This window comes from Pseudomonas sp. FP2196 (assembly GCF_030687715.1).
Lineage (GTDB): Bacteria > Pseudomonadota > Gammaproteobacteria > Pseudomonadales > Pseudomonadaceae > Aquipseudomonas.
In genome coordinates this window covers 6122832-6143383 of sequence record NZ_CP117445.1, presented here as the reverse complement: position 1 = coordinate 6143383, position 20552 = coordinate 6122832, and the positions used below count along the sequence as shown (strand labels likewise).

General features: G+C 59.9%; 15 protein-coding genes. 7 read left to right on the top strand and 8 right to left on the bottom strand.

What is annotated here, in order from left to right:
• Window positions 1-87: 87 nt before the first annotated feature.
• Window positions 88-1641 (top strand): PLP-dependent aminotransferase family protein, encoded by a 1554-nt coding sequence (locus tag PSH79_RS27650; protein ID WP_305440543.1) that lies wholly within the window; start codon window positions 88-90, stop codon window positions 1639-1641.
• Here the strand turns inward: PSH79_RS27650 and PSH79_RS27645 are convergent.
• The 6 genes from PSH79_RS27645 to aspA all read right to left on the bottom strand — a co-directional run bounded on the left by PSH79_RS27645 (window position 1598) and on the right by aspA (window position 13354).
• Window positions 1598-6205 carry a dermonecrotic toxin domain-containing protein gene (locus PSH79_RS27645; protein WP_305440542.1) on the bottom strand — a complete coding sequence of 1536 codons (4608 nt, stop codon included), beginning with the start codon at window positions 6203-6205 and terminating at the stop codon, window positions 1598-1600. The two genes, PSH79_RS27650 and PSH79_RS27645, sit on opposite strands and share 44 nt — an antisense overlap.
• A gap of 148 nt (window positions 6206-6353) precedes the next feature.
• Window positions 6354-7382, bottom strand: a complete 1029-nt coding sequence (locus PSH79_RS27640) for a histone deacetylase family protein (RefSeq protein ID WP_305440541.1) — start codon at window positions 7380-7382, stop codon at window positions 6354-6356.
• Window positions 7383-7669: 287 nt separating this feature from the next.
• Window positions 7670-8665, bottom strand: coding sequence for an AraC family transcriptional regulator (locus PSH79_RS27635; protein WP_305440540.1), 996 nt, complete (start codon window positions 8663-8665; stop codon window positions 7670-7672).
• A 153-nt stretch (window positions 8666-8818) separates the two neighbouring features.
• Complete coding sequence (locus tag PSH79_RS27630; protein WP_305440539.1) at window positions 8819-9823, bottom strand: asparaginase; 1005 nt, start codon at window positions 9821-9823, stop codon at window positions 8819-8821.
• A gap of 169 nt (window positions 9824-9992) precedes the next feature.
• Window positions 9993-11444, bottom strand: a complete 1452-nt coding sequence (locus PSH79_RS27625; RefSeq protein ID WP_305440538.1) for a sodium:alanine symporter family protein — start codon at window positions 11442-11444, stop codon at window positions 9993-9995.
• Between the two features lie 485 nt (window positions 11445-11929).
• Window positions 11930-13354 (bottom strand): aspartate ammonia-lyase, encoded by a 1425-nt coding sequence (gene aspA, locus PSH79_RS27620; protein WP_187677160.1) that lies wholly within the window; start codon window positions 13352-13354, stop codon window positions 11930-11932.
• Window positions 13355-13534: 180 nt separating this feature from the next.
• Here aspA and PSH79_RS27615 point away from each other — a divergent pair, with 180 nt between their 5' ends.
• From PSH79_RS27615 to PSH79_RS27595, 5 genes are all read left to right on the top strand, one after another.
• Window positions 13535-14443, top strand: a complete 909-nt coding sequence (locus tag PSH79_RS27615) for a LysR substrate-binding domain-containing protein (RefSeq protein WP_305440537.1) — start codon at window positions 13535-13537, stop codon at window positions 14441-14443.
• A gap of 307 nt (window positions 14444-14750) precedes the next feature.
• Window positions 14751-15242, top strand: coding sequence for a 5-(carboxyamino)imidazole ribonucleotide mutase (gene purE, locus PSH79_RS27610; protein WP_095081226.1), 492 nt, complete (start codon window positions 14751-14753; stop codon window positions 15240-15242).
• A gap of 10 nt (window positions 15243-15252) precedes the next feature.
• Window positions 15253-16335 carry a 5-(carboxyamino)imidazole ribonucleotide synthase gene (locus tag PSH79_RS27605; protein ID WP_305440535.1) on the top strand — a complete coding sequence of 361 codons (1083 nt, stop codon included), beginning with the start codon at window positions 15253-15255 and terminating at the stop codon, window positions 16333-16335.
• 111 nt (window positions 16336-16446) lie between these two features.
• The gene (locus tag PSH79_RS27600; RefSeq protein ID WP_187677158.1) at window positions 16447-16692 is read left to right on the top strand and encodes a GlsB/YeaQ/YmgE family stress response membrane protein; all 246 of its coding nucleotides are present in this window, start codon (window positions 16447-16449) and stop codon (window positions 16690-16692) included.
• Between the two features lie 93 nt (window positions 16693-16785).
• Window positions 16786-17322, top strand: coding sequence for a DUF3299 domain-containing protein (locus tag PSH79_RS27595; protein ID WP_305440534.1), 537 nt, complete (start codon window positions 16786-16788; stop codon window positions 17320-17322).
• A gap of 83 nt (window positions 17323-17405) precedes the next feature.
• Here the strand turns inward: PSH79_RS27595 and PSH79_RS27590 are convergent, their stop codons facing one another.
• Both PSH79_RS27590 and PSH79_RS27585 read right to left on the bottom strand, forming a co-directional pair.
• Window positions 17406-18305: a D-hexose-6-phosphate mutarotase gene (locus PSH79_RS27590; protein ID WP_305440533.1), complete on the bottom strand. Its 900-nt coding sequence runs from the start codon at window positions 18303-18305 to the stop codon at window positions 17406-17408.
• A gap of 58 nt (window positions 18306-18363) precedes the next feature.
• The gene (locus PSH79_RS27585; RefSeq protein WP_003229628.1) at window positions 18364-18768 is read right to left on the bottom strand and encodes an acyl-CoA thioesterase; all 405 of its coding nucleotides are present in this window, start codon (window positions 18766-18768) and stop codon (window positions 18364-18366) included.
• A 374-nt stretch (window positions 18769-19142) separates the two neighbouring features.
• On the opposite strand from PSH79_RS27585, the gene PSH79_RS27580 reads away from it, so the two are divergent.
• Entirely contained in the window at window positions 19143-20441 is a 1299-nt protein-coding gene (locus PSH79_RS27580) for an MFS transporter (protein WP_305440532.1), read from the top strand.
• The last annotated feature ends 111 nt before the right edge of the window (window positions 20442-20552 follow it).

Sequence of the window (20552 nt, the reverse complement as noted above, 5' to 3'; positions counted from 1 at the left end):
GATTTTCCTTGGCGAATGCCTGCATCGTAGGCAGGCTATTGGTCTGTTGTAAGAGCCATTGATGACCAATTTCATAGGTCCATTGTCATGATTGATTCGCCCCCGCTGGCCATGCCTTTCAACCCGGCCGGAATCGAGCTTGATCGCCGCCAGGGTTTGAGCCGCCAGCTCTATCAAGCGTTGCGGTTGCGCGTACTGGACGGGCGGCTCGCCAGTGGCACGCGTTTGCCGGCCAGTCGCGATCTGGCGGCGGCGCTGGGTATTTCCCGTAACAGTGTGGTGCGCGCCTACGATCAGTTGTATGCCGAAGGCTTTATCGAGGGGCGTGTCGGCGACGGGACTTATGTGGCGCAGTTACTCGGCGAATCATTGACCGGAAAAAAACTATCCACAAAAGTATCCACAGGGTTTTCAACAGGCTTACCCACAGCCTTATCCACAAATTGGCTGGATTTGCCTGTTGATCCATCCAGTAAAATTATCCACAGTGACCCGCTGATCAGGGTAAAAAACAACCATTTGCCGCGTCCACCCAGTGGCCCGCCACGAGCATTTCGGGTGGGAGTTCCTGCCTTTGATCTGTTCCCGTTTGACGTATGGGCCAAGCTCAATGCGGCTTTCTGGCGCAAACCGGATCTTCAGCAACTGTGCTACGGCGACCCGGCAGGCGATGCGCGCCTGCGTGGGCTGATCGCGGCTTATTTGCGCAGTTCGCGCGGCATGCAGTGCTCGGCTGAGCAAATTGTGATCACCAGCGGCGCACAGCAGGGCATAAGCCTTTGTGCACAGCTGCTGGTAGAGCCGGGTGACGGTGTCGGCATCGAAAATCCGGGATACCGCGCGGCCGGCCATGCGTTCGCCGTGGCAGGTGGCCGGTTGCGCGGGATTGCTGTGGATGAAGAGGGTATGGATTGCTCGGCATTGTCGGCGGCCACGGATTGCCGCGTGGCTTACGTCACGCCGTCCCATCAATACCCGACGGGGGTGGTGATGAGTCTTGCGCGACGTCTTGAACTGCTGGCGTGGGCCGAACGCACCCAGGGCTGGATCATCGAAGATGACTACGACGGCGAGTATCGCTACACCGGTGCGCCATTGGCACCGTTGGCGGCGCTCGACCGTCAGGGGCGCGTGTTGTATGTCGGTACCTTCGGCAAGGTCGCGTTCCCGGCGCTACGCCTCGGTTATCTGGTGCTGCCACCGGGGCTGGTGGAAGCGTTTTCGCAACGCCGGGCGGTGGACGTCCGGCATTCCGAGGTGAGCACACAAGCGGTGATGGCCGAATTTATGGCGGCCGGGCATTTCCAGCGGCATATCCGCCGGATGCGCCGGGCCGCTCTCAACCGTCGCAATGCATTGCTCGACGGCTGGCCGACAGGCATTGCCGGTGTCGGCCATCTGCCCGCCGTGTCTGCCGGACTGCACCTGGCCGTGGCCGTGGACAGCGTCGAACGCGAGCAGCAATTGATCGAGCAAGCTGCCCGCGTGGACGTGGAGATCAATGGCTTGAGCAGCTATTGGTTGCCGGACTCCTCGACGCCTGCCAATCAGCGCGCCGGCCTGGTGCTGGGCTTTGCCGCTGTGCCGGAGCCGGCAATCACAGCGGCGCTGATTCGGTTACAACAGGCCTGGCGGGTGTGAAGAACACGGTTTCTGCGAGCTGACTTGAAAGAATCTCGCTGCGATGAATCTCGATCACCTGCTGATTGGTGAGGCCGCGCAAATCATATGCACCACCGAGGCGACGCTGGGCGACGGTTTTCATGTGTCCGGCTTCGAACGAAACGTCCGGGACATTGGCGCTGATGTAGTGAAAGTGTGCATAGCACAACACCTTGCCGGTTCTGGCATCGCGCACTTCGTATTCGTCGAGAAAATCGTTGGTGTGGCGCTTGAGCATGCGGCGAGTAACGGTTTTGGCGATCTTTACTTCATTTTTTTCTTTGAGCCAGGCGACCCCTGCTGCCGCCGGTGGCTGATGCTTGATCATCCTGATGCGGGTGCTGGTGCCTTTTTCATACAGGTGAGTGGCGGCGTTGTTGAGGGCGTGACCGAGGACTTCGGTGCCGGGTGACGAGTCGGCGGTGAGATTATTGGCAGTCAACGCCTCATCGATCGCGCTGCTTGCCTTGCGTAGAAGGGCGGCATGATTGTGATATTGCTCCTCAATCTCCACCGCAAGTCTCTGGCCGCGCTTGATCCGGGCTTCGATACGTCGATGAAATTCCGCCAGCCCATCGATCAAGGCCTGCCCGTGCTCGATGCTTTTTTTAAGTGTGGGTCTGGCCTTGGTGGGCGGCTGTTTCGTTGGGACGTGTTCGACCCATTCCCCCGGTGATTTTTCGTGAAACGTCGCGATGACTCCCGTCAGTTCGCTGCGTACCTCAACCAGATCGGTGTCCTGACCATCAATGCTTTTTTTCCGTTCGCCGACGAGAGTGCCTTTGAATCTGGTCTTGATGATTTTGCGCGTTGATGTCGAGCCGGACGTCGGTCGCGACGGGCCGGGCTGCGGTTCCAGTAAATGTCGGTTGCGCAACAGGTCGGCCAGCCGCACGTCTGTCAGTGCCTTGAACTCAATCACCCGAGAGCGTACGAGCCCCAGCCGATCGGTCTGAAGCTGATCGGTAAACTCGGCGGCAAAGTCTGCGAAACGTTGATCCACCGCGGTGAACTGCTCGGAAACGTTGCTCAGGGCTTCGATCCGTTCGCGCAGGTTGCTCAGGCCCTCGTCGGCGGTCAGGTGCAGCGAACTCTGAATATTCAGCGCAGCATCTTCAATAAGGGTTTCCAGTGTCTGTTGCGCCTCGGCGTGGGTCGTTGTTTTACCGGGCTTGAGACAGATTTCCTGGCCAAGACTGATTTGCAGCAGCTTGAGGTCATTCAGATCGTAGGTCGGTAATGCCTTTCGATACAAGACAAGGGTCTGTACGGCGTCCTTGCCAAGCAGTTCGAGTTCCTGGAACCGGCTATGAGCCGACTCTACCTTCTCGATGATGGCCTGGGTCTGATCAGTCATTCGCTCGCAGGTCTGGATAAACGTTTGCCGTTCGACATTGGCGTCGTCAGCGATCATTTCCATCGCCGCCCGCACATTGGCCTGGTAGTCGGTGGAATGCTGGCTGAGCCACTCCTGGCCAAGAAACAATTGCATCTCCAGCCGCTGAATCATGGTGGTGCGGTAGTTGGGAATGTTCTGGACGAGGTTCAATGCCTTGATTTGCTTGATGTTGGCCTCGTATGCCTTGCCCTGTGAATCAAGGGTATCCAGATACTCTTGGCGTGCCGTTGCGCTGGTTTGTGGCTGGGCACTGGCCATTGCACTATGGGCCTGGTCGAGTTGGGACTGTTTATCGTCCATCGTCAGGTCGAAAGCTTCGAGGTCGGTGGCGATTTTTTTAGCCAGCTTTTCGCTTTTGCTTTTGGCTTCTTGACGGCGATTGCGTAGCCCGCCTCCGCGCAGGCGCAAGCGAAGGTCGACCACCCATTGACCTCCGGCGGTGTGTGTCAGCAACGGGCCTGCCAACGACGATTGATGGCGCGAGTCGACGATCTGCACGTCTGCGTTGTCATTGATCTGCACTTCAAACCAGCGTTTGCCGACCGGGGCATACCATTTGTTCTGGTGTGCATAGAGGTGTTGATGCTGGCCTGTACTGGCCGCATCACCGAGTCCTGCGGGCTTGGCAATATTAAAGCTGTCGAGCAGGGTGGTCAGCGCGAGGGGCGAACGCAGGAGCGCGGCGAGGGCGTTGACGGAGGACTCATGGGCGGTGGGTAATTCGGCGCCGGTGACATCGGGCAAGTGCTGCGGTTTGATCAGTGTGGGGTGTGGCGTTGTGGCCTGGGGTTCTTCTTCTGGAAACACATAGGTCGATTCGGGGGGAGGCCTGTCGCCAACTGCCGCGCGATGCGCGAGCACCATACCCAGTGCAAGAAAAATATCGGCCACCGCCTTCCAGGCAACCTTGCCGGACTCTTGATTGGCGACGTCGCCGATCTCCTGCAAGTCGTCCATGATCTGCCATATCCATGCCGCCGTGCCAACACTGCGGCCCAGAAACGGTAATGCTGCATTGAATAGCATCCAGCCGCCGCGCTTGAGGCTGGCCCAGCGTGCTTCAGCATTGGAGACGGACTGGCGATCGGCCTGGGTGATGACTGCCTGAACGTTGGTGGTGTGCAGTGTCGCCAGGATATCGCTTTCGATCACTGCAGCGCCGAGTGTGACAGGGCCGGACATGTCGAGGGCGGTGAGCGGGTTGACCAACAGTTGCGGAACCGTCCACACCGACGGCAGTTTGGCGGTAAACACGAACTGGCTGTAGTTGAATCGCACATCGTCCGGCAACCAGGCCAGAACCGATTCACGCAGTTGCCGGGAATGCTGTATCGCATACAGCAGGTTGGCGTGGCTGGGGTATTGAATCAGTGCCATTTGGAACAGCGGTCGGTAAAGCACGCAGGGGCCTTTGTCCGCGTCGCGCGGGCCGATGACGAACATGTTGGTCACGGTATCGGCTCCTGAACTCGCACGATGGGCCGCGAACGCAAGCGGCCGGATAACGATCTCCTGCCCATTGACCTGACGCGCCTCGGCATGGCTGTCCAGAGCGGCAACGACATAGCGGTAACCGAGTTCGTCAATGCCTGCTTCGCCACGCACCTTGTGTTGCAGCGCCAACAGCGGCAGTTCGATGGCCAACTGGCGGGTATAAAGCTGCTGCAGGGCAGCCGCTTGCACGGCGTCGTCGACCAGCAGCTTTTTCAGGTGCGCCGGGTAGGTTTTGCCGATATCGACAGTGCTCACCAGTTGTTCGAGGTAAGTCACGGTCATCCAGTCCGGCAGGGCACTGTCGTCCTTGTAGCGCACGGTTTTATTGCCCAGTGGCAGACCCGCGAGGTTTTGCAGGGCGAGCTCAATCAGCGACAGGCTTTTGATTTGAATATTGCCCGGCAGGACGAACGTGCCCCACACCTCCAGGCTGGCAATGCTGATTTCGATATTGTCGATTTTCAGACCGGTTGCAGTCGGGTGATCCTTGAGCATTTGGCGGCTCAGGGCATCGCGAGTAAATGTCTGAAGGCTGGCAATCTGCTCCTGAAACGACTTGCCCTTGTTCGAATGCTGCAAAACCGTCAGGTCCAACAGATAACGACTATAGGCGGCCTGGTCAGCGGGCGCGGCTTCATCCAGCCAGGAAGGCAGCATCGCACGCATACGATCGATATGGGGCTTGAGGTTCGGCGGTGGTTGCCGGGGTTTGCCGGTGTGAGGGTAGAGCTGATCGAACGTCGAGCCCTCGAAGAAATTGATTTCCCCAAGTGCGTCACCTTCCAGTGCGATCAGTGTGCAGGCCTGGTGGTCGAAAAAGTTGCCTTGCGGCTCCACTAGCCGCCATTTGAGCCTGCTACCAGATTTTTTTTGCCAGAATTTGCGCGGCAGTGCTTCGCCGAGTTCATCCAGCGAGTCGAACGTCTGGAAACCATGGATCACTGAATAGGTCAGGATCATGGTGCGCTGTCCGACGGTACCGATCAGCACTGCGCAGTCCAGCAGGGTCAGGTGCTTGCCTTCTTCTGCGTCTGCTTCGCCCTGATCGAGGTCAATCAGGCAGGCGCGGGTCTTGTATTTGTCATCGGGCAAGCGCTGTTGCTTGTCCGGGGCGTTGAAAACGGCATGGGCCATGGCCTGCTGATCGGCATCCCAGCCCGGGCGGGCGTCGACGTTCCACAGGTTGCGCAGGGCGTCCGACATTTGCTGCCAGCGCGCCCGATCCGGGGCGATGAAGGTGCCCCAGTAAGCGATATGTTGTTCTTTGAAGGCGACGAACATCAAAGGGGCAAATTCATTGAGCAGGCGGCCGACCGCGTCGATCTTCACTGGCAGCTGGATTGCCGACCGGCCGGGATGCAAGGTCAGAAAGTGCTCGCCGTCGAGGTACGTCACCGTGGTGCCGCTCAGCGCGAGTCGCACCAGAACATCGGTCAGAGATTCGATCTGCTCGCGGCCGGGCGCGACTTGCTCGCCTTTGATGACCCACGTTGGTGTCACCACCATGGCCTGTTGCGGATCAATGTGCAGGGTCGGGTACAGTGTCTTGAGCGCCGGTTGCAGCGTTTTCGAGGCGACTTCGCGCAATGAAGGGCCGGTCACCAGTTGTGTCACTACATCAACGGGGCTGGGCATGGAAGATTCGGGCATGGGCAATTCCTGATCTGACGAAAGAGGCGCGCCACGAGGGCGTCATATCAGGGCAAAGTAGAGGTCACGTTGTGGCGGTGTGCGGTACATAAATGTTGCGGGCAAAAAAAGACCCGCGAGTGCGGGTCTTTTGCGCTTGCGTTGCTCTCTACGGGTTTTCAAATCCTTCGAGGACGTTCACCGCGTTGATGCCGATTTCTTCCACGGCGTAGCCGCCCTCCATGACGAACAGGGTCGGTTTGCCAAGGGCGGCAATGCGCTTGCCCATCGCCAGATAATCCGGGCTGTCGAGTTTGAATTGCGAGATCGGATCATCCTTGAAGGTGTCGACACCCAGCGATACGACGATGATGTCGGCGCCGTAGCTGTCGATCTCGTTGCAGGCCTGATCCAGCGCTGCGCACCATGCATCCCAGCCAGAGCCGGCCGGCAGCGGATAGTTGAAGTTGAAACCCTCTCCGTCGCCTTCGCCGTGCTCATCGTCATAGCCGAGGAAGAACGGGAATTCCGCTTCCGGGTGGCCATGAATCGAGGTGAACAACACATCGCTGCGCTCATAGAAAATCGACTGCGTGCCGTTGCCGTGGTGATAGTCGACGTCGAGGATCGCGACTTTTTTATGGCCCTGATCGAGGAACGCCTGCGCGGCAATGGCAGCATTGTTGAGGTAGCAATAACCACCCATCAAGTCGCTGGCGGCGTGGTGCCCCGGTGGACGGCAGAGGGCGAAGGCACTGCGCGCACCACCCTGAATCGCCGCTTGCGCCGTCAGGGCCACCTGCGCTGCGCTGTACGCTGCTTGCCAGGTGCCGGCGGTGATCGGCGCGCCGCCGTCGAAGCTGTAGTAACCGAGCTGACCGTGCAGGCTGGTCGGCTTGATCGCACGCAATGTGCGCGCCGGCCAAGTGTAGGGCAGCAAGTCGCCGTCGGTGTTGAATTCAGTCCAGCGCGCCCACGCACCTTTGAAGAAATCCAGATAATCGCGGCTGTGGATACGGGCGATCGGCTCGAGGCCGAAATCCTTCGGCGCCTCGACCGGGCCCAGGTCTTGGTGCTGCACCCGTTGCAGCACATGATCGGCACGCGATGGCATCTCGAAGCAAGGCTTTAGCTGGCCATCGATCAATTCGCAGCGGCCATGGTGCAGGTGGTGATCGTCCGAGTAGATCGTCAGCATTTGTTGTTCTCCGCAGGGCTGAATCGGTTGCCCCAAGTGTTGCGGCGCGAGGCGATTCGGAGAACGGCAGGAAAGGCCAAAAGGGGATTGATCTGGCCAAAAATGCTGACCGCAATTGGCCCCTCAAGCCTGGATCAGGAGTCGACATGAAAACCCACCTTGTGGGAACTGGCTTGCCAGCGATAGTTGAGTGTCAGGCAACTTCAATGTTGGCTGTGCCGTCGTTATCGCTGGCAAGCCAGCTCCCACAGGGTTTTGTGTTGCACAGATTGAGGCAAGGCTAACAATCAATGCGGCCGGAACTGACTCGGCGCCACGCCGCTCCAGCGCACGAATGCATGGCGGAAACTCGCAGTCTCGCTGAAGCCCAGGGTTTCAGCGATGCGATAGATCGGTAGTTGATCCTCACACAACATCTGCTTGGCCCGCTCGAAGCGCAGTTCGTCGAGCAGTTCCTGATAACTGCTGCCCATGTCCTTGAGGTGGCGGCGCAGCGTGCGTGGCGAGCATTTCATCTGCTGCGCCAATCCTTCCAGCCCCGGCGCCGCGTTCAACTGGGCGCTGAGCAACTGACGGATGCGCCCGAGCCAGGCCTGACGCCCGGTGAACTCGAGGTTCTGCTTGCGGCAACGTTCGGCCATGGCTTGATGAGTGATGGCATCTGCCAGCGGCAGCGGTTGATCGAGCCAGTGTCGGTCGAAGGCGAACGCGTTGTCCTTGGCGGCGAAGTGCAGCGGGCTGGCGAAGTGCTCGGCGTAGCGGTCGCGGTAGTCCGGCGCGGCGTGTTCGAAGCGTGTGGCCAGCAACGGCAGCGGATGACCGAGCAAGTCATCGCAAATGACTTTGAGCGAAACGAGGCAAAATTCGGCATTGAACACCGCCATCGCCGGGCTCTCGCGATAGTCGGCGGCGACGAACCAGACGCGCTCGCCATCGTCTTCCAGGCTCAGCTCGAAAAGTGTTCCCAACAGCGCCGGATAACGGATCGCCAGACGCAAAGCGTCACCGAAGGTGGCACAGGTGAGCAGCGCGTAACCGAGCATGCCGTAGCAGGAAACGTGCATGCGCCGCCCCAGCTCCAGGCCGATGTCGTGCTTGAGCGCGACAGCATTGGCGCAGACCTGCATCTCTTGATTGGTGGTGATGCGCGTGTCGGCACGGGCCAGATCCGCCGCATTGATGCCGCTGCCAGCCAGCAGCGCCTCGCTCGACAAGCCTTCGGCGTTGAAGGTGTTGAGAATCAGCGAGACGGCGTTGAGGGTGGTGAGGTGGGAGTGGAGCATCAGCGTCTTCCAGCCTGGGGATGCTGGAAATGGGAGCAAGTTGTGTGCCTATCGCCCTCCTGTAGGAGCTGCCGAAGGCTGCGATCTTTTGATCCTGAAAAACCAAATCAAAAGATCGCAGCCTTCGGCAGCTCCTACAGGAGATGTTGGGTGTCAGACCAGCTCACCACACAGATCGAGTTCGATCAGTCGGCGCACTTCCTGAGTTTCAAGGTCAGCACCGAGCAGGCCGTGCAACTTGCCAAACGCTGCCTCACGGGTCATGCCGCCGCCGGACAACACACCAACGCCACGCAAACGGCTACCCGCCTCATACACATCCAGCTCGACACCGCCTTCGTGGCACTGCGTGACCGCAACCACCACCACACCGTTATCCCGCGCACGGCCGAGGCTGACGAGGAATTCAGGATTGTCGCTCGGCCCGGTGCCGCTGCCGTAGCACTCCAGCACCAGACCCTGAACGCCGCTGTCGAGCAGGCCGTCGATGATCTCGGCGCCGATGCCGGGAAACAGCGGCAGCACGGCAACTTTCGCCAATTGTTTTGGCTGGTTGTAATGCAACGCCGCCGGGATCGATGTGGCTTTCACACCGCCGCCCTGACGCTCCAGACGTTTGAACGGGTGACGTCCGAAGCTGCGCACTTTCGCGCAACGGGTTGGCGCCAGCAGTTCGCCGTGAAAGTACAGGTGCACACCCGGCGCCAGGCCTTGGCCGAGAGCAACCAGTGCGCCGCCGAGGTTTTCCCAGGCGTCGCTGTCAGTGACGCCAGCCGGTAGCATGGAACCGGTGAAGCACACACGGGCGTGCAGGCCGAGCAGTTGGAAGCTCATGGCCGCGGCGCTGTAAGCCAGGGTGTCGGTGCCGTGCAGGATCAGCACGCTGTCGCAGCCTTGCACATCGACGGCGTCGACTACTGCTTCACGCAATTGCTGCCAATAGGATGGCGTCATGTTGGCGCTGTCGATCAGCGGCGACATCTCGCGAAAGCGCCACTGCGGCACTACCAGATCAGGCTGGCTGTGCAGGTACTCGCGCATCCGCGTTTCAAAACCGGACGCCGGGGCCAGGCCATTGGCGCTGGCCTGCATGCCGATGGTGCCACCGGTATAGAGCACCATGACGTTTTGGGCGGCAGGATAGGAATTGGCAATCATCTTAGGTCTCCACGAGAGATGACATTGTAGGAGCGAGCCTGCTCGCGATAGCGGTTCATCATTCAACATTGATGTTGGCTGAAAGATAGCTATCGCGAGCAGGCTCGCTCCTACAGGTATTGCATCACAATAACTGACGGGCGCAGAGGATGCGCCCGTCATTTACCCATCAGCGTTGCGCTGCGGGTACGCCTTGCGGCTCGGCTTCAGTCTTGCCGGCAGCGGCAGGCGGGTTGGCCGGCCAGGCTTTGCGGTCCAGGTCCAGATCCGGGAATTTGCTCGAATCGAACACCGGCGTCTTGATGCCAGCCGCACGCTGGTCATCGTAGTCACGCAGGATGCGCATGCCGACCTTGAACAGCAGGAACAGCGCGATCAGGTTGACGAAGGCCAGCATGGTCATGGTGATGTCGGCGAAGGCGAATACGGTGCCGAGGTTTTCGATGGCACCCCAGAAGATCAACACCAGTACCAGTGCGCGGTAGCCGATCAGCGCCTTGCGGTTTTCACCGATCAGGAAACGCAGGTTGCTCTCGCCCAGATAGTAGTTGTAGAGGATCGAGGTGAACACGAACAACGCCAAGGCAACCGAGATAAACATCCGGCCCCATTCACCAACCACGGCGGCCAGCGAGTTCTGGGTCAGGGCAATGCCGTCGCCTTCGAAACCCGGGGTGTAGAAACCCGAGAGCAGGATCAGCAGCGCGGTGCAGGTGCAGATCACGAAGGTATCGAGGAACACGCTGAACGCTTGAACCACACCCTGTGCCACCGGGTGCTCGACCGAAGCCACTGCCGCCACGTTCGGCGCACTGCCCAGACCGGCTTCGTTGGCGAATACGCCACGCTTCACGCCCATGACGATGGCGCTGCCGATCAGACCGCCGAAGGCCTGGTCGAGACCGAAGGCGCTCTTGACGATGGTCATCAGCATCGCCGGAACGTGATCGAATTGCAGCACGATCACGTACAGGGTCACGCCGATGTAGACCAGGGTTTTCACCGGCACCAGCAGGTCAGCGACCTTGGCGATGCGCTTGATCCCGCCGATGAACACCAGACCCAACAGCACTGCCAGACCGAGACCGGTGTAAGTGGTGTCGAGGCCGAAAGCGTTGTTCAGCGAGTGAGTCACGGCGTGAGCTTGCAGGCCGTTGAAGGCGAAACCGAAGGTCACCAGCAACAGGAACGCCATGACCATACCCAACCAGCGCTTCTGCAAGCCGTGCTGGATGTAGTAGGACGGGCCGCCACGGAACGTGCCGTCCGAGTCAGTGCGTTTGTACAGCTGACCGAGCGAGCACTCGAAGAAGCTGCTGGACATGCCGACCAGTGCGGTCACCCACATCCAGAACACCGCACCCGGACCACCGAGGGTCACGGCGATGCCGACACCGGCGATGTTGCCTGCACCAACGCGGCCGGCGAGGCTGAGCATCAGGGCCTGGAACGAGCTGAGTTGCCCGGCGCTGCTTTTCAGGCTGTCGCGGAACACCGCGAACATGTGGAAAAAGTGACGCAATTGAACGAAACGCGAGCGAATCGTGAAGTAGCTACCGAGCCCGACAATGAGCACGATCAGTACTTTCCCTGAGAGGAAGTCGTTGATGACTTCGAGCATGGATTTTTCCTCGCTGTTTTTTGTGTAAGCAAATGCTGGATGTTCTGAAACATCGCGTTACACCGGTTTGCGCTCGGCACAACAGGTGAGGCGAAGGTTTCGTCCCGGATCCATTTCGCGGGTTTGTTATTAGTTCGGGTTTCGCATGGGTTATGGCCTCGTTACCGACGACCGCTCACGCGAAGAGGGGCGGCACTATACCGATCAGTGGCGCGCCCGTCTGCACGGTAGTGGTGCAAGCGACGAAACGAGGTGCTGCAGAATCAAAAGATCGCAGCCTTCGGCAGCTCCTACAGGTGCACGTCAATCAATGTAGGAGCTGCCGAAGGCTGCGATCTTGGCGGTGTCAAAAGCACAAAACATCTAACGTCCTGCCCGCGAAAAAGTTAAAAAAAAGGGCCTGGGGACTGATCCCCAGGCCCTCAAAAGGTGAGAGGTGTCTAGTCCCTCGACCTGGTGAGCGGTGCTACAAACGACACGTCGGTTCAGCCTTTGAGCGGAACCAGACGCGGAGCAATCATGTTTTCCGGGCGCAGGATGTCGGCGAGACTGGCTTCGTCGAGCAGACCTTCTTCGCGCACCAGTTCCAGCACGCCGCGGCCGCTTTCAAGGGCGATACGGGCGATGCGGGTGGCGTTTTTGTAGCCGATGTACGGGTTCAGCGCGGTGACCAGACCGATCGAATGTTCGACCAGTTCACGGCAGCGGGCTTCGTTGGCGGTGATGCCGACGATGCAGTGCTCGCGCAGCATGTCCATGGCGCGTTGCAGCAGGCGGATCGAGTCGAAGATCTTGAACGCGATCAGCGGCTCCATCACGTTCAGTTGCAACTGGCCGCCTTCGGCCGCCATGGTCAGCGCCAAGTCGTTACCGATGACCTGGAACGCCACCTGGTTAACGGCTTCCGGGATTACCGGGTTGACCTTGCCGGGCATGATCGAGCTGCCCGGCTGACGCGCCGGCAGGTTGATTTCGTTGATGCCAGTGCGTGGACCGCTGGACAGCAGGCGCAAGTCGTTGCAGATCTTCGACAGCTTGACCGCGGTGCGCTTGAGCATGCCGGAGAACAGGACGAAGGCGCCCATGTCGGAGGTGGCTTCGATCAGGTCGGCCGCCGGTACCACCGGTTGACCGCTGATCAGCGCCAGACGCTGCACAGCCAAGGCCTGATAGCGCGGGTCGGCGTTGATGCCGGTACCGATCGCGGTGCCACCCAGGTTCACTTCAGTCAGCAGTTCCGGGGCCAGCGTCTTCAGACGGGCCAGGTCTTCGCCCATGGTGGTGGCGAAAGCACGGAATTCCTGGCCGAGGGTCATCGGCACAGCGTCTTGCAGCTGGGTACGGCCCATTTTCAGGACGTGATCGAATTCCTTGCCCTTGGCTGCGAATGCCTGAATCAGGCTGTCGAGGCTGGCGAGCAGGGTGTCGTGACCCAACAGCAGACCCAGGCGGATGGCCGTCGGGTAGGCGTCGTTGGTCGACTGCGCCATGTTCACGTCGTCGTTCGGGTGCAGGTACTGGTACTCGCCTTTCTGGTGACCCATTGCTTCCAGAGCAATGTTGGCGATCACTTCGTTGGCGTTCATGTTGGTGGAAGTACCGGCGCCACCTTGAATCATGTCGACCACGAACTCTTCGTGGAAATCACCGCGGATCAATCGGGCACAGGCTTCGCTGATGGCTGCGTGCTTGGCTTCGCTCAGGTGACCCAACTCACGGTTGGCGTCAGCGGCGGCCTGTTTGACCATCGCCAGACCCACAACCAGTTTCGGGTAATGCGAAATCGGAACGCCCGAGAGGCGGAAGTTGTTCACCGCTCGCAGGGTCTGGATGCCGTAATACGCTTGAGCCGGTACTTCGAGGGCGCCAAGCAGGTCGTTTTCTGTGCGGAAAGATGCAGCGGAGGACATGATAGAAATCATCTCGATATGGACCCGGTCGATGCCGGAACGCTGCGAATGCTAGGCTTGTAGGAAATTTTGGGCCAATGCTGTTCAGCACTGACCTATGCACATTCGGCATAATGCCCGTGTGACGCCGCGTGCGCGGCAGACGTGTGACCTGTTTTGGTGCGTGTCCGGGAGGACGTGATGAATCTGGAAAGCAAATGGCTTGAGGACTTCAGTGCTCTGGCCGCCACCCGCAGCTTCTCGCAGGCCGCCGAACGACGCTTCGTGACCCAGCCGGCGTTCAGTCGGCGGATCCGCAGCCTGGAAGCCGCGCTGGGGCTGACATTGGTCAACCGCTCGCGTACGCCAGTCGAACTGACGGCGGCGGGGCAGCTGTTTCTGGTGACCGCGCGCACCGTGGTCGAACAGCTCGGCGAAGTGCTGCGCCATCTGCATCATCTGGAAGGCGGGCAGGGTGAAGTGATGCAAGTGGCTGCCGCGCACTCGCTGGCGCTGGGCTTCTTCCCGCGCTGGATCGCGCAGTTGCGTAATGAAGGCTTGAACATCGCCACGCGATTGGTCGCGACCAACGTCGGCGACGCGGTGCATGCGTTGCGTGAAGGTGGCTGCGACCTGATGCTGGCGTTCTATGACCCGGATGCGGCGATGCAGATGGACCCGGAAATCTTCCCGTCGCTGCATTTGGGCCAGACCGAAATGCTCCCGGTGTGCGCGGCGGATGCCGATGGCAAGCCGCTGTTCGATCTGGAAGGTGACGCCAGCGTGCCGCTGCTGGCGTATAGCGCCGGGGCGTTTCTCGGACGTTCGGTGAATGGTTTGCTGCGTCAGCGTCAACTGCGTTTTACCACGATCTACGAAACCGCCATGGCCGACAGCCTGAAGAGCATGGCGCTGGAAGGACTCGGGATTGCCTGGGTGCCGCAGTTGAGCGTGCGTGCCGAACTGGCCCGGGGCGAACTCGTCGTATGCGGCGGCGCGCAATGGCATGTGCCGCTGGAGATTCGTCTGTATCGCTGCGCGCTGGTGCGCAAGGCCAACGTGCGGTTGTTGTGGCGCAAGCTTGAAGGCGGGGCTGCACAAGCTTCCTGATGGATGGTGCCTGAGGGAAAAGATCGCAGCCTTCGGCAGCTCCTACATGTTGAAATGAGTTCCCCTGTAAGAGCTGCCGAAGGTTGCGATCTTTTGATCTTTTTGGCTGACCTTCAGGTCAATAAAACCGGGCTTTTGCGGCAGGTGACAGATGGTCGTGACGGGGGCTGTTTATTGCTTTCTTTGCGGTATACTGCGCGGCCTTCGGCCGGTACGTCCGGCCATTTTTCCTACAACAAGCCACGCATTCTGCGTGGCTTGTTGTTTTTGACGCGCCTGCGGGCGCCCAGAGAGAAGAGGCGCGACGATGAGTGCACTGGTTGGCGTGATCATGGGCTCCAAGTCCGATTGGTCCACCCTTAGCCACACCGCCGATATGCTGGAAAAGCTCGGCATCCCGTACGAGGTCAAGGTGGTTTCTGCCCACCGCACCCCGGATCTGCTGTTCCAGTACGCCGAAGAGGCTGAAAGCCGCGGCATCGAGGTGATTATCGCCGGTGCCGGCGGCGCAGCCCACTTGCCAGGCATGTGTGCGGCCAAGACCCACCTGCCGGTGCTGGGTGTTCCGGTGCAGTCGTCGATGCTTTCGGGCGTGGATTCGCTGCTGTCGATCGTACAGATGCCGGCCGGTATTCCGGTCGCTACACTGGCCATCGGCAAAGCAGGCGCGATCAACGCCGCCCTGCTCTCGGCGAGCATCCTCGGTGCCAAGCATCCACAGTTCCACGCGGTACTGAAAACCTTCCGTGCCGAGCAGACAGACAGCGTCCTGGACAATCCAGACCCACGTATTGCCTGAGGTTGTTGAGATGAAGATCGGTGTAATCGGTGGCGGCCAGTTGGGTCGCATGTTGGCCCTGGCGGGCACCCCGCTGGGCATGAACTTCGCTTTCCTCGACCCTGCGCCGGACGCTTGCGCCGCTGCGCTGGGCGAACACCTGCGGGCCGATTACGGCGATCAGGATCATCTGCGTCAACTGGCTGATGAAGTCGATCTGGTGACCTTCGAGTTCGAAAGCGTCCCGGCTGAAACCGTGGCGTTCCTTTCGCAATTCGTACCGGTTTACCCGAGCGCCGAAGCCCTGCGCATTGCTCGCGACCGCTGGTTCGAAAAGAGCATGTTCAAGGACCTGGGCATTCCGACCCCGGCCTTCGCCGACATCCAGTCGCAAGCCGATCTGGATGCCGCCGTGGCGTCAATCGGTCTGCCTGCCGTGCTGAAAACCCGCACCTTGGGTTACGACGGCAAGGGTCAGAAAGTCCTGCGCAAACCCGAAGACGTGGTCGGCACCTTTGCCGAACTCGGTAGCGTCGCCTGCTTGCTGGAAGGCTTCGTGCCGTTCACTGGTGAAGTCTCGCTGATCGCCGTGCGTGCCCGCGATGGCGAAACCAGGTTCTATCCGCTGGTGCATAACACCCACGACAGCGGCATCCTCAAGCTGTCCGTGGCCAGCACCGATCACCCGTTGCAGGCGTTGGCCGAAGACTACTCCAGCCGTGTGCTGAAGCAGCTCGACTATGTGGGCGTGATGGCGTTCGAGTTCTTTGAAGTCGACGGTGGCCTCAAGGCCAACGAAATCGCTCCGCGCGTGCACAACTCCGGGCACTGGACCACCGAAGGCGCCGAGTGCAGCCAGTTCGAAAACCACCTGCGTGCCGTTGCCGGTCTGCCGCTGGGTTCGACGGCCAAGGTCGGCGAGAGCGCGATGCTCAACTTTATCGGTGTGGTTCCTCCGGTGGAGAAAGTCATCGCCATCGAAGACTGCCATCTGCACCACTACGGCAAGGCCTTCAAGGCCGGGCGCAAGGTCGGTCATGCCAACCTGCGCTGCGCCGACAAGGCCACGCTTGAAGCGCAGATCCTCAAGGTCGAAGCGCTGATCGCCGAGTAAAACAGTTTCATGTGGCAGCGGCGGAACCATTCAGGGGCCGCCGTTCTCTCATGGCAGGATGCGAAACTCTGACTAGTCTTTCGCGTATCTACCAAATCAGAGGGAAATGCCATGGGAATTATCGGAACCATCTTTATCGGCTTGATCGTCGGCCTGCTGGCTCGGTTCCTGAAACCGGGCGATGACAGCATGGGCTGGATCATGACCATCCTGCTCGGTATCGGCGGTTCGCTGGCAGCCACCTACGGCGGCCAGGCCCTGGGCATCTATCGGGCGGGCGAGGGCGCAGGTTTCATCGGCGCACTGGTTGGCGCGATCGTGTTGCTGGTGATCTACGGCCTGATCAAAAAGAAGTGATCCAAAGCGACAAAGCCCTCTCTGCCAATCGGGCGGGGAGGGCTAGAATGCTCGGCGATTCAGCGTTCATTCCTTTCTATACCGAGCACCTTCATGCGCCGTCTTCTGTTGACTCTCCTCTTCCTGGGCAGCGGTTTGGCCCACGCCGGCGAACTGCCGGAAACCGACTGGCTCGAACTGATGCCCAAGTCGGATCAAAAGGCCCTTGAGGCCATGCCCGACATCGACCACAACTCCCCGGAAGCCACCGGCACCTTCACCGAGAAGGGCGGTATGAAACAGGCCAAAGGTCTGCCGGCGGTGATGTACTCGACCAAAACCGTGGCGTCGATGAACGACAAGCACATCCGCATCGGTGGTTATCCGGTGCCGCTGGAATCCGATGCGAAGGGTCGCAGCACCTTGTTCTTCCTTGTGCCGTACCCGGGCGCATGCATCCACGTGCCGCCACCGCCGCCGAATCAACTGGTGCTGGTGCGTTATCCGAAGGGTTTGAAGCTTGATGATATCTACACGCCGCTGTGGGTCACCGGCACGCTGAAGGTCGAGAAGGTCAGCAATGATCTGGCTGATGCGGCGTATGCGTTGGAAGCGGACAAAGTGCGGGTGGTGCAGGAATCGGATCTCTAAAGCAAAAGATCGCAGCCTTCGGCAGCTCCTACATTGGAATGCATTTCCCTGTAGGAGCTGCCGAAGGCTGCGATCTTTTGATCTTAAAGCGGTTTGCTGGCGACGCTGACGCCCATGGTGTGGCTCGCGCCCGGCGCCAGATTCACCACGTCGTCCATCACATTCGCCGTCTCGATACACAGCATGCGCTGCCAGCCATCGTTATCCATGTCGGCCAGCGCTGCTGCGCGGTCGATCCACGGATTCCAGATCACAGCGGTGCGCGAACCGGTAGCCGTCAGCACAATGCGTCGTTCCCAGGCCGGATCGACGATGCTCAGTTGCGGCGGGGCGTCGAGGTAGATGCGGTCGGTTTCGCCAGCAAAATGCAGGTCGCCTTTCTGGGCGTTGGTCTTCCAGTCGTCCAGGGTCTCGATGTAATTCAAACCGTCCACACCGTCGACATGCACATTGCGCACATCGCTGACGGCGAAGTACGTGTGCAGCGCCTGGCTCAGGTTGACGGTGTCAGTGCCACGATTATGGCTGGTCAGGCTGAAGCTCAGTTGCTCGGACAAGTGCAGGGTCAGGGTCAGATCGACCTGATGCGGCCAGCCCGGCAGGCCACCTTCGGGGTAGGGCAGTTTGAACTCGACCTTGATGCCGTCAGCCTCCGATTCGATGCCGCCCAACGCCCAATCCATCGCCCGTACAAGACCGTGCGCGGGTGCGGGTTGCTCACCGGTGTACATGGCCTGCACGTTCTGCGGGTTGCGTTCGAATTTGCCGAACCACGGCCAGCACACCGGCACGCCCGCACGGATGCTCTTACCGGTCTTGAACTCGGCCTTGTCGTTGAGCCAGATGATCGGCGGCTGGCCGTCAACCTGATAACTGAGGATGTGCGCGCCTTGCTGGGCTACCAGCACTTCGGCCTGACCGTGGCGGATGCGCCAGCAGTTCAGTTCATCCAGTTTCACGGCTTCAACGTTGGGCGTGTTCATGGGGCAGCTCTCGATCAGACACTTGGGACGACTATCGACCGCAAATCGGCCGCAATGTTTAACGTGCGCGTGGCGGAACCGAGCGGGTGCGACCGCTGCCGTCGATGGCGACGAAGACGAAAACCGCTTCGGTCACTTTGCGCCACTCGCTGGACAACGGATCGTCGCTCCACACTTCGACCATCATCTGGATCGAGCTGCGGCCGATTTCCAGGGTCTGGGTATAAAAGGACAATTGTGCGCCAACGGCGACCGGAACCAGGAACGCCATGCGGTCGATAGCGACGGTGGCCACGCGGCCTCCGGCGACACGGCTGGCCATCGCTGTGCCGGCCAAATCCATTTGCGCCACCAGCCAGCCGCCGAAAATATCGCCAAAGCCGTTGGTTTCACGCGGGAGAGCGGTGATTTGCAAGGCCAGGTCGCCTTGCGGGATTGGATCTTCTTGTTCGAGCTCTATCATGCCGGGGGTGCCTCTGACCCGTGACTCTTGTTGGTATTGCTGGTGGTAGCCGTCTTCGGGAAAAACGATTCAGCACCGAACATACTACGTTCGTCACGTTTTCCATAAGGCGCCTAAAGGGAAACTCTGCGAAACCGGCTGCTCCGTTAAAGGGCGGGCCAACGACGTTTTCGCACAGCAACCCCCTACAAACCGGGGCAAGGTTGCGAGTATATCGGTCGGTAGACTCCGCGACGACCACCCGGTTCTGATTTTGACCGTCAAATACGCGCCTCTATGTGCTTTTTCGAACAATTTGCTATGGTGCCGAACCTGCCAAAGCTCCAGCCAGCGTTGTTGGAGTCGCAGATCCGCCTATAAGAGAAGCCCTTGCCATGACCACAGCGCCTTCGAGCCTCGCGCAGCCCGACCAACCCGCACGACCGTTAACCCGCAATGACTACAAGACTCTGTCGCTATCGGCCCTGGGCGGTGCGCTGGAGTTTTACGATTTCATCATCTTTGTGTTCTTCGCCACCGTGGTCGGCAAGTTGTTCTTTCCGGCCGACATGCCTGAGTGGCTGCGCCTGATGCAGACCTTCGGCATCTTTGCCGCCGGTTACCTCGCGCGGCCGCTGGGCGGCATCGTCATGGCGCACTTCGGCGACCTGCTGGGGCGCAAGAAGATGTTCACCCTGAGCATTTTCATGATGGCCGTGCCGACCCTGATCATGGGTCTGCTGCCAACCTATGCGCAGATCGGCATGTGGGCGCCGATTCTTCTATTGTTGATGCGCGTGATTCAAGGCGCGGCGATTGGCGGTGAAGTGCCGGGGGCGTGGGTCTTTGTTTCCGAACACGTACCGCAAAAGCACATGGGTTACGCCTGCGGCACTCTCACCAGTGGCCTGACCGCCGGCATCCTGCTCGGCTCGCTGGTCGCCACCGCGATCAACAGCATTTATACACCTGCCGAAGTGTCCGATTACGCCTGGCGGATCCCCTTCCTGCTCGGTGGTGTGTTCGGCCTGTTCTCGGTCTATCTGCGCCGCTGGCTGCACGAAACTCCGGTGTTCGCCGAGTTGCAACAGCGCAAGGCGTTGGCAGAAGAAGTGCCGCTGCGCGCGGTGCTGCGTGACCATCGCGGCGCGATTGCGATCTCGATGCTGCTGACCTGGTTGCTTTCTGCCGGGATCGTCGTCGTTATTCTGATGACCCCGACCGTGCTGCAAACGGTCTATCACTTCTCGCCGACCGAGTCGCTGCAGTCGAATAGTCTGGCCATCGTGTTACTGAGCATCGGTTGCATCATTTCCGGCGCACTGGCGGATCGTTTCGGCGCCGGTCGTGTATTTGTCTTCGGTTGCCTCGGTCTGCTGGCCAGCTCGTGGACCTTCTATCACAGCCTTGCCGATCACCCGAACTGGCTGTTCCCGTTGTATGCGCTGACCGGGTTTCTGGTCGGCACCATCGGTGCGGTGCCCTATGTGATGGTTAAAGCCTTCCCGCCGGTGGTGCGCTTTAGCGGATTGTCGTTCTCGTACAACGTGGCTTACGCGATCTTTGGTGGTTTGACGCCGATGGTGGTGAGTCTGCTGCTCAAGGAAAGCCCGATGGGGCCTGCCTACTATGTGGCGGTGCTGTGTGCGATGGGGATTCTTGTTGGCGCGTGGCTCTGGAAGAAGGGGCGCTGATCCGAAATCTCCTCAAGCAGTACCGGACTCTTCGCGAGCAGGCTCGCTCCCAGATTGGAATGCATTTCAAACGGTGGGAGCGAGCCTGCTTGCGAATGGGGGCACCCCGAA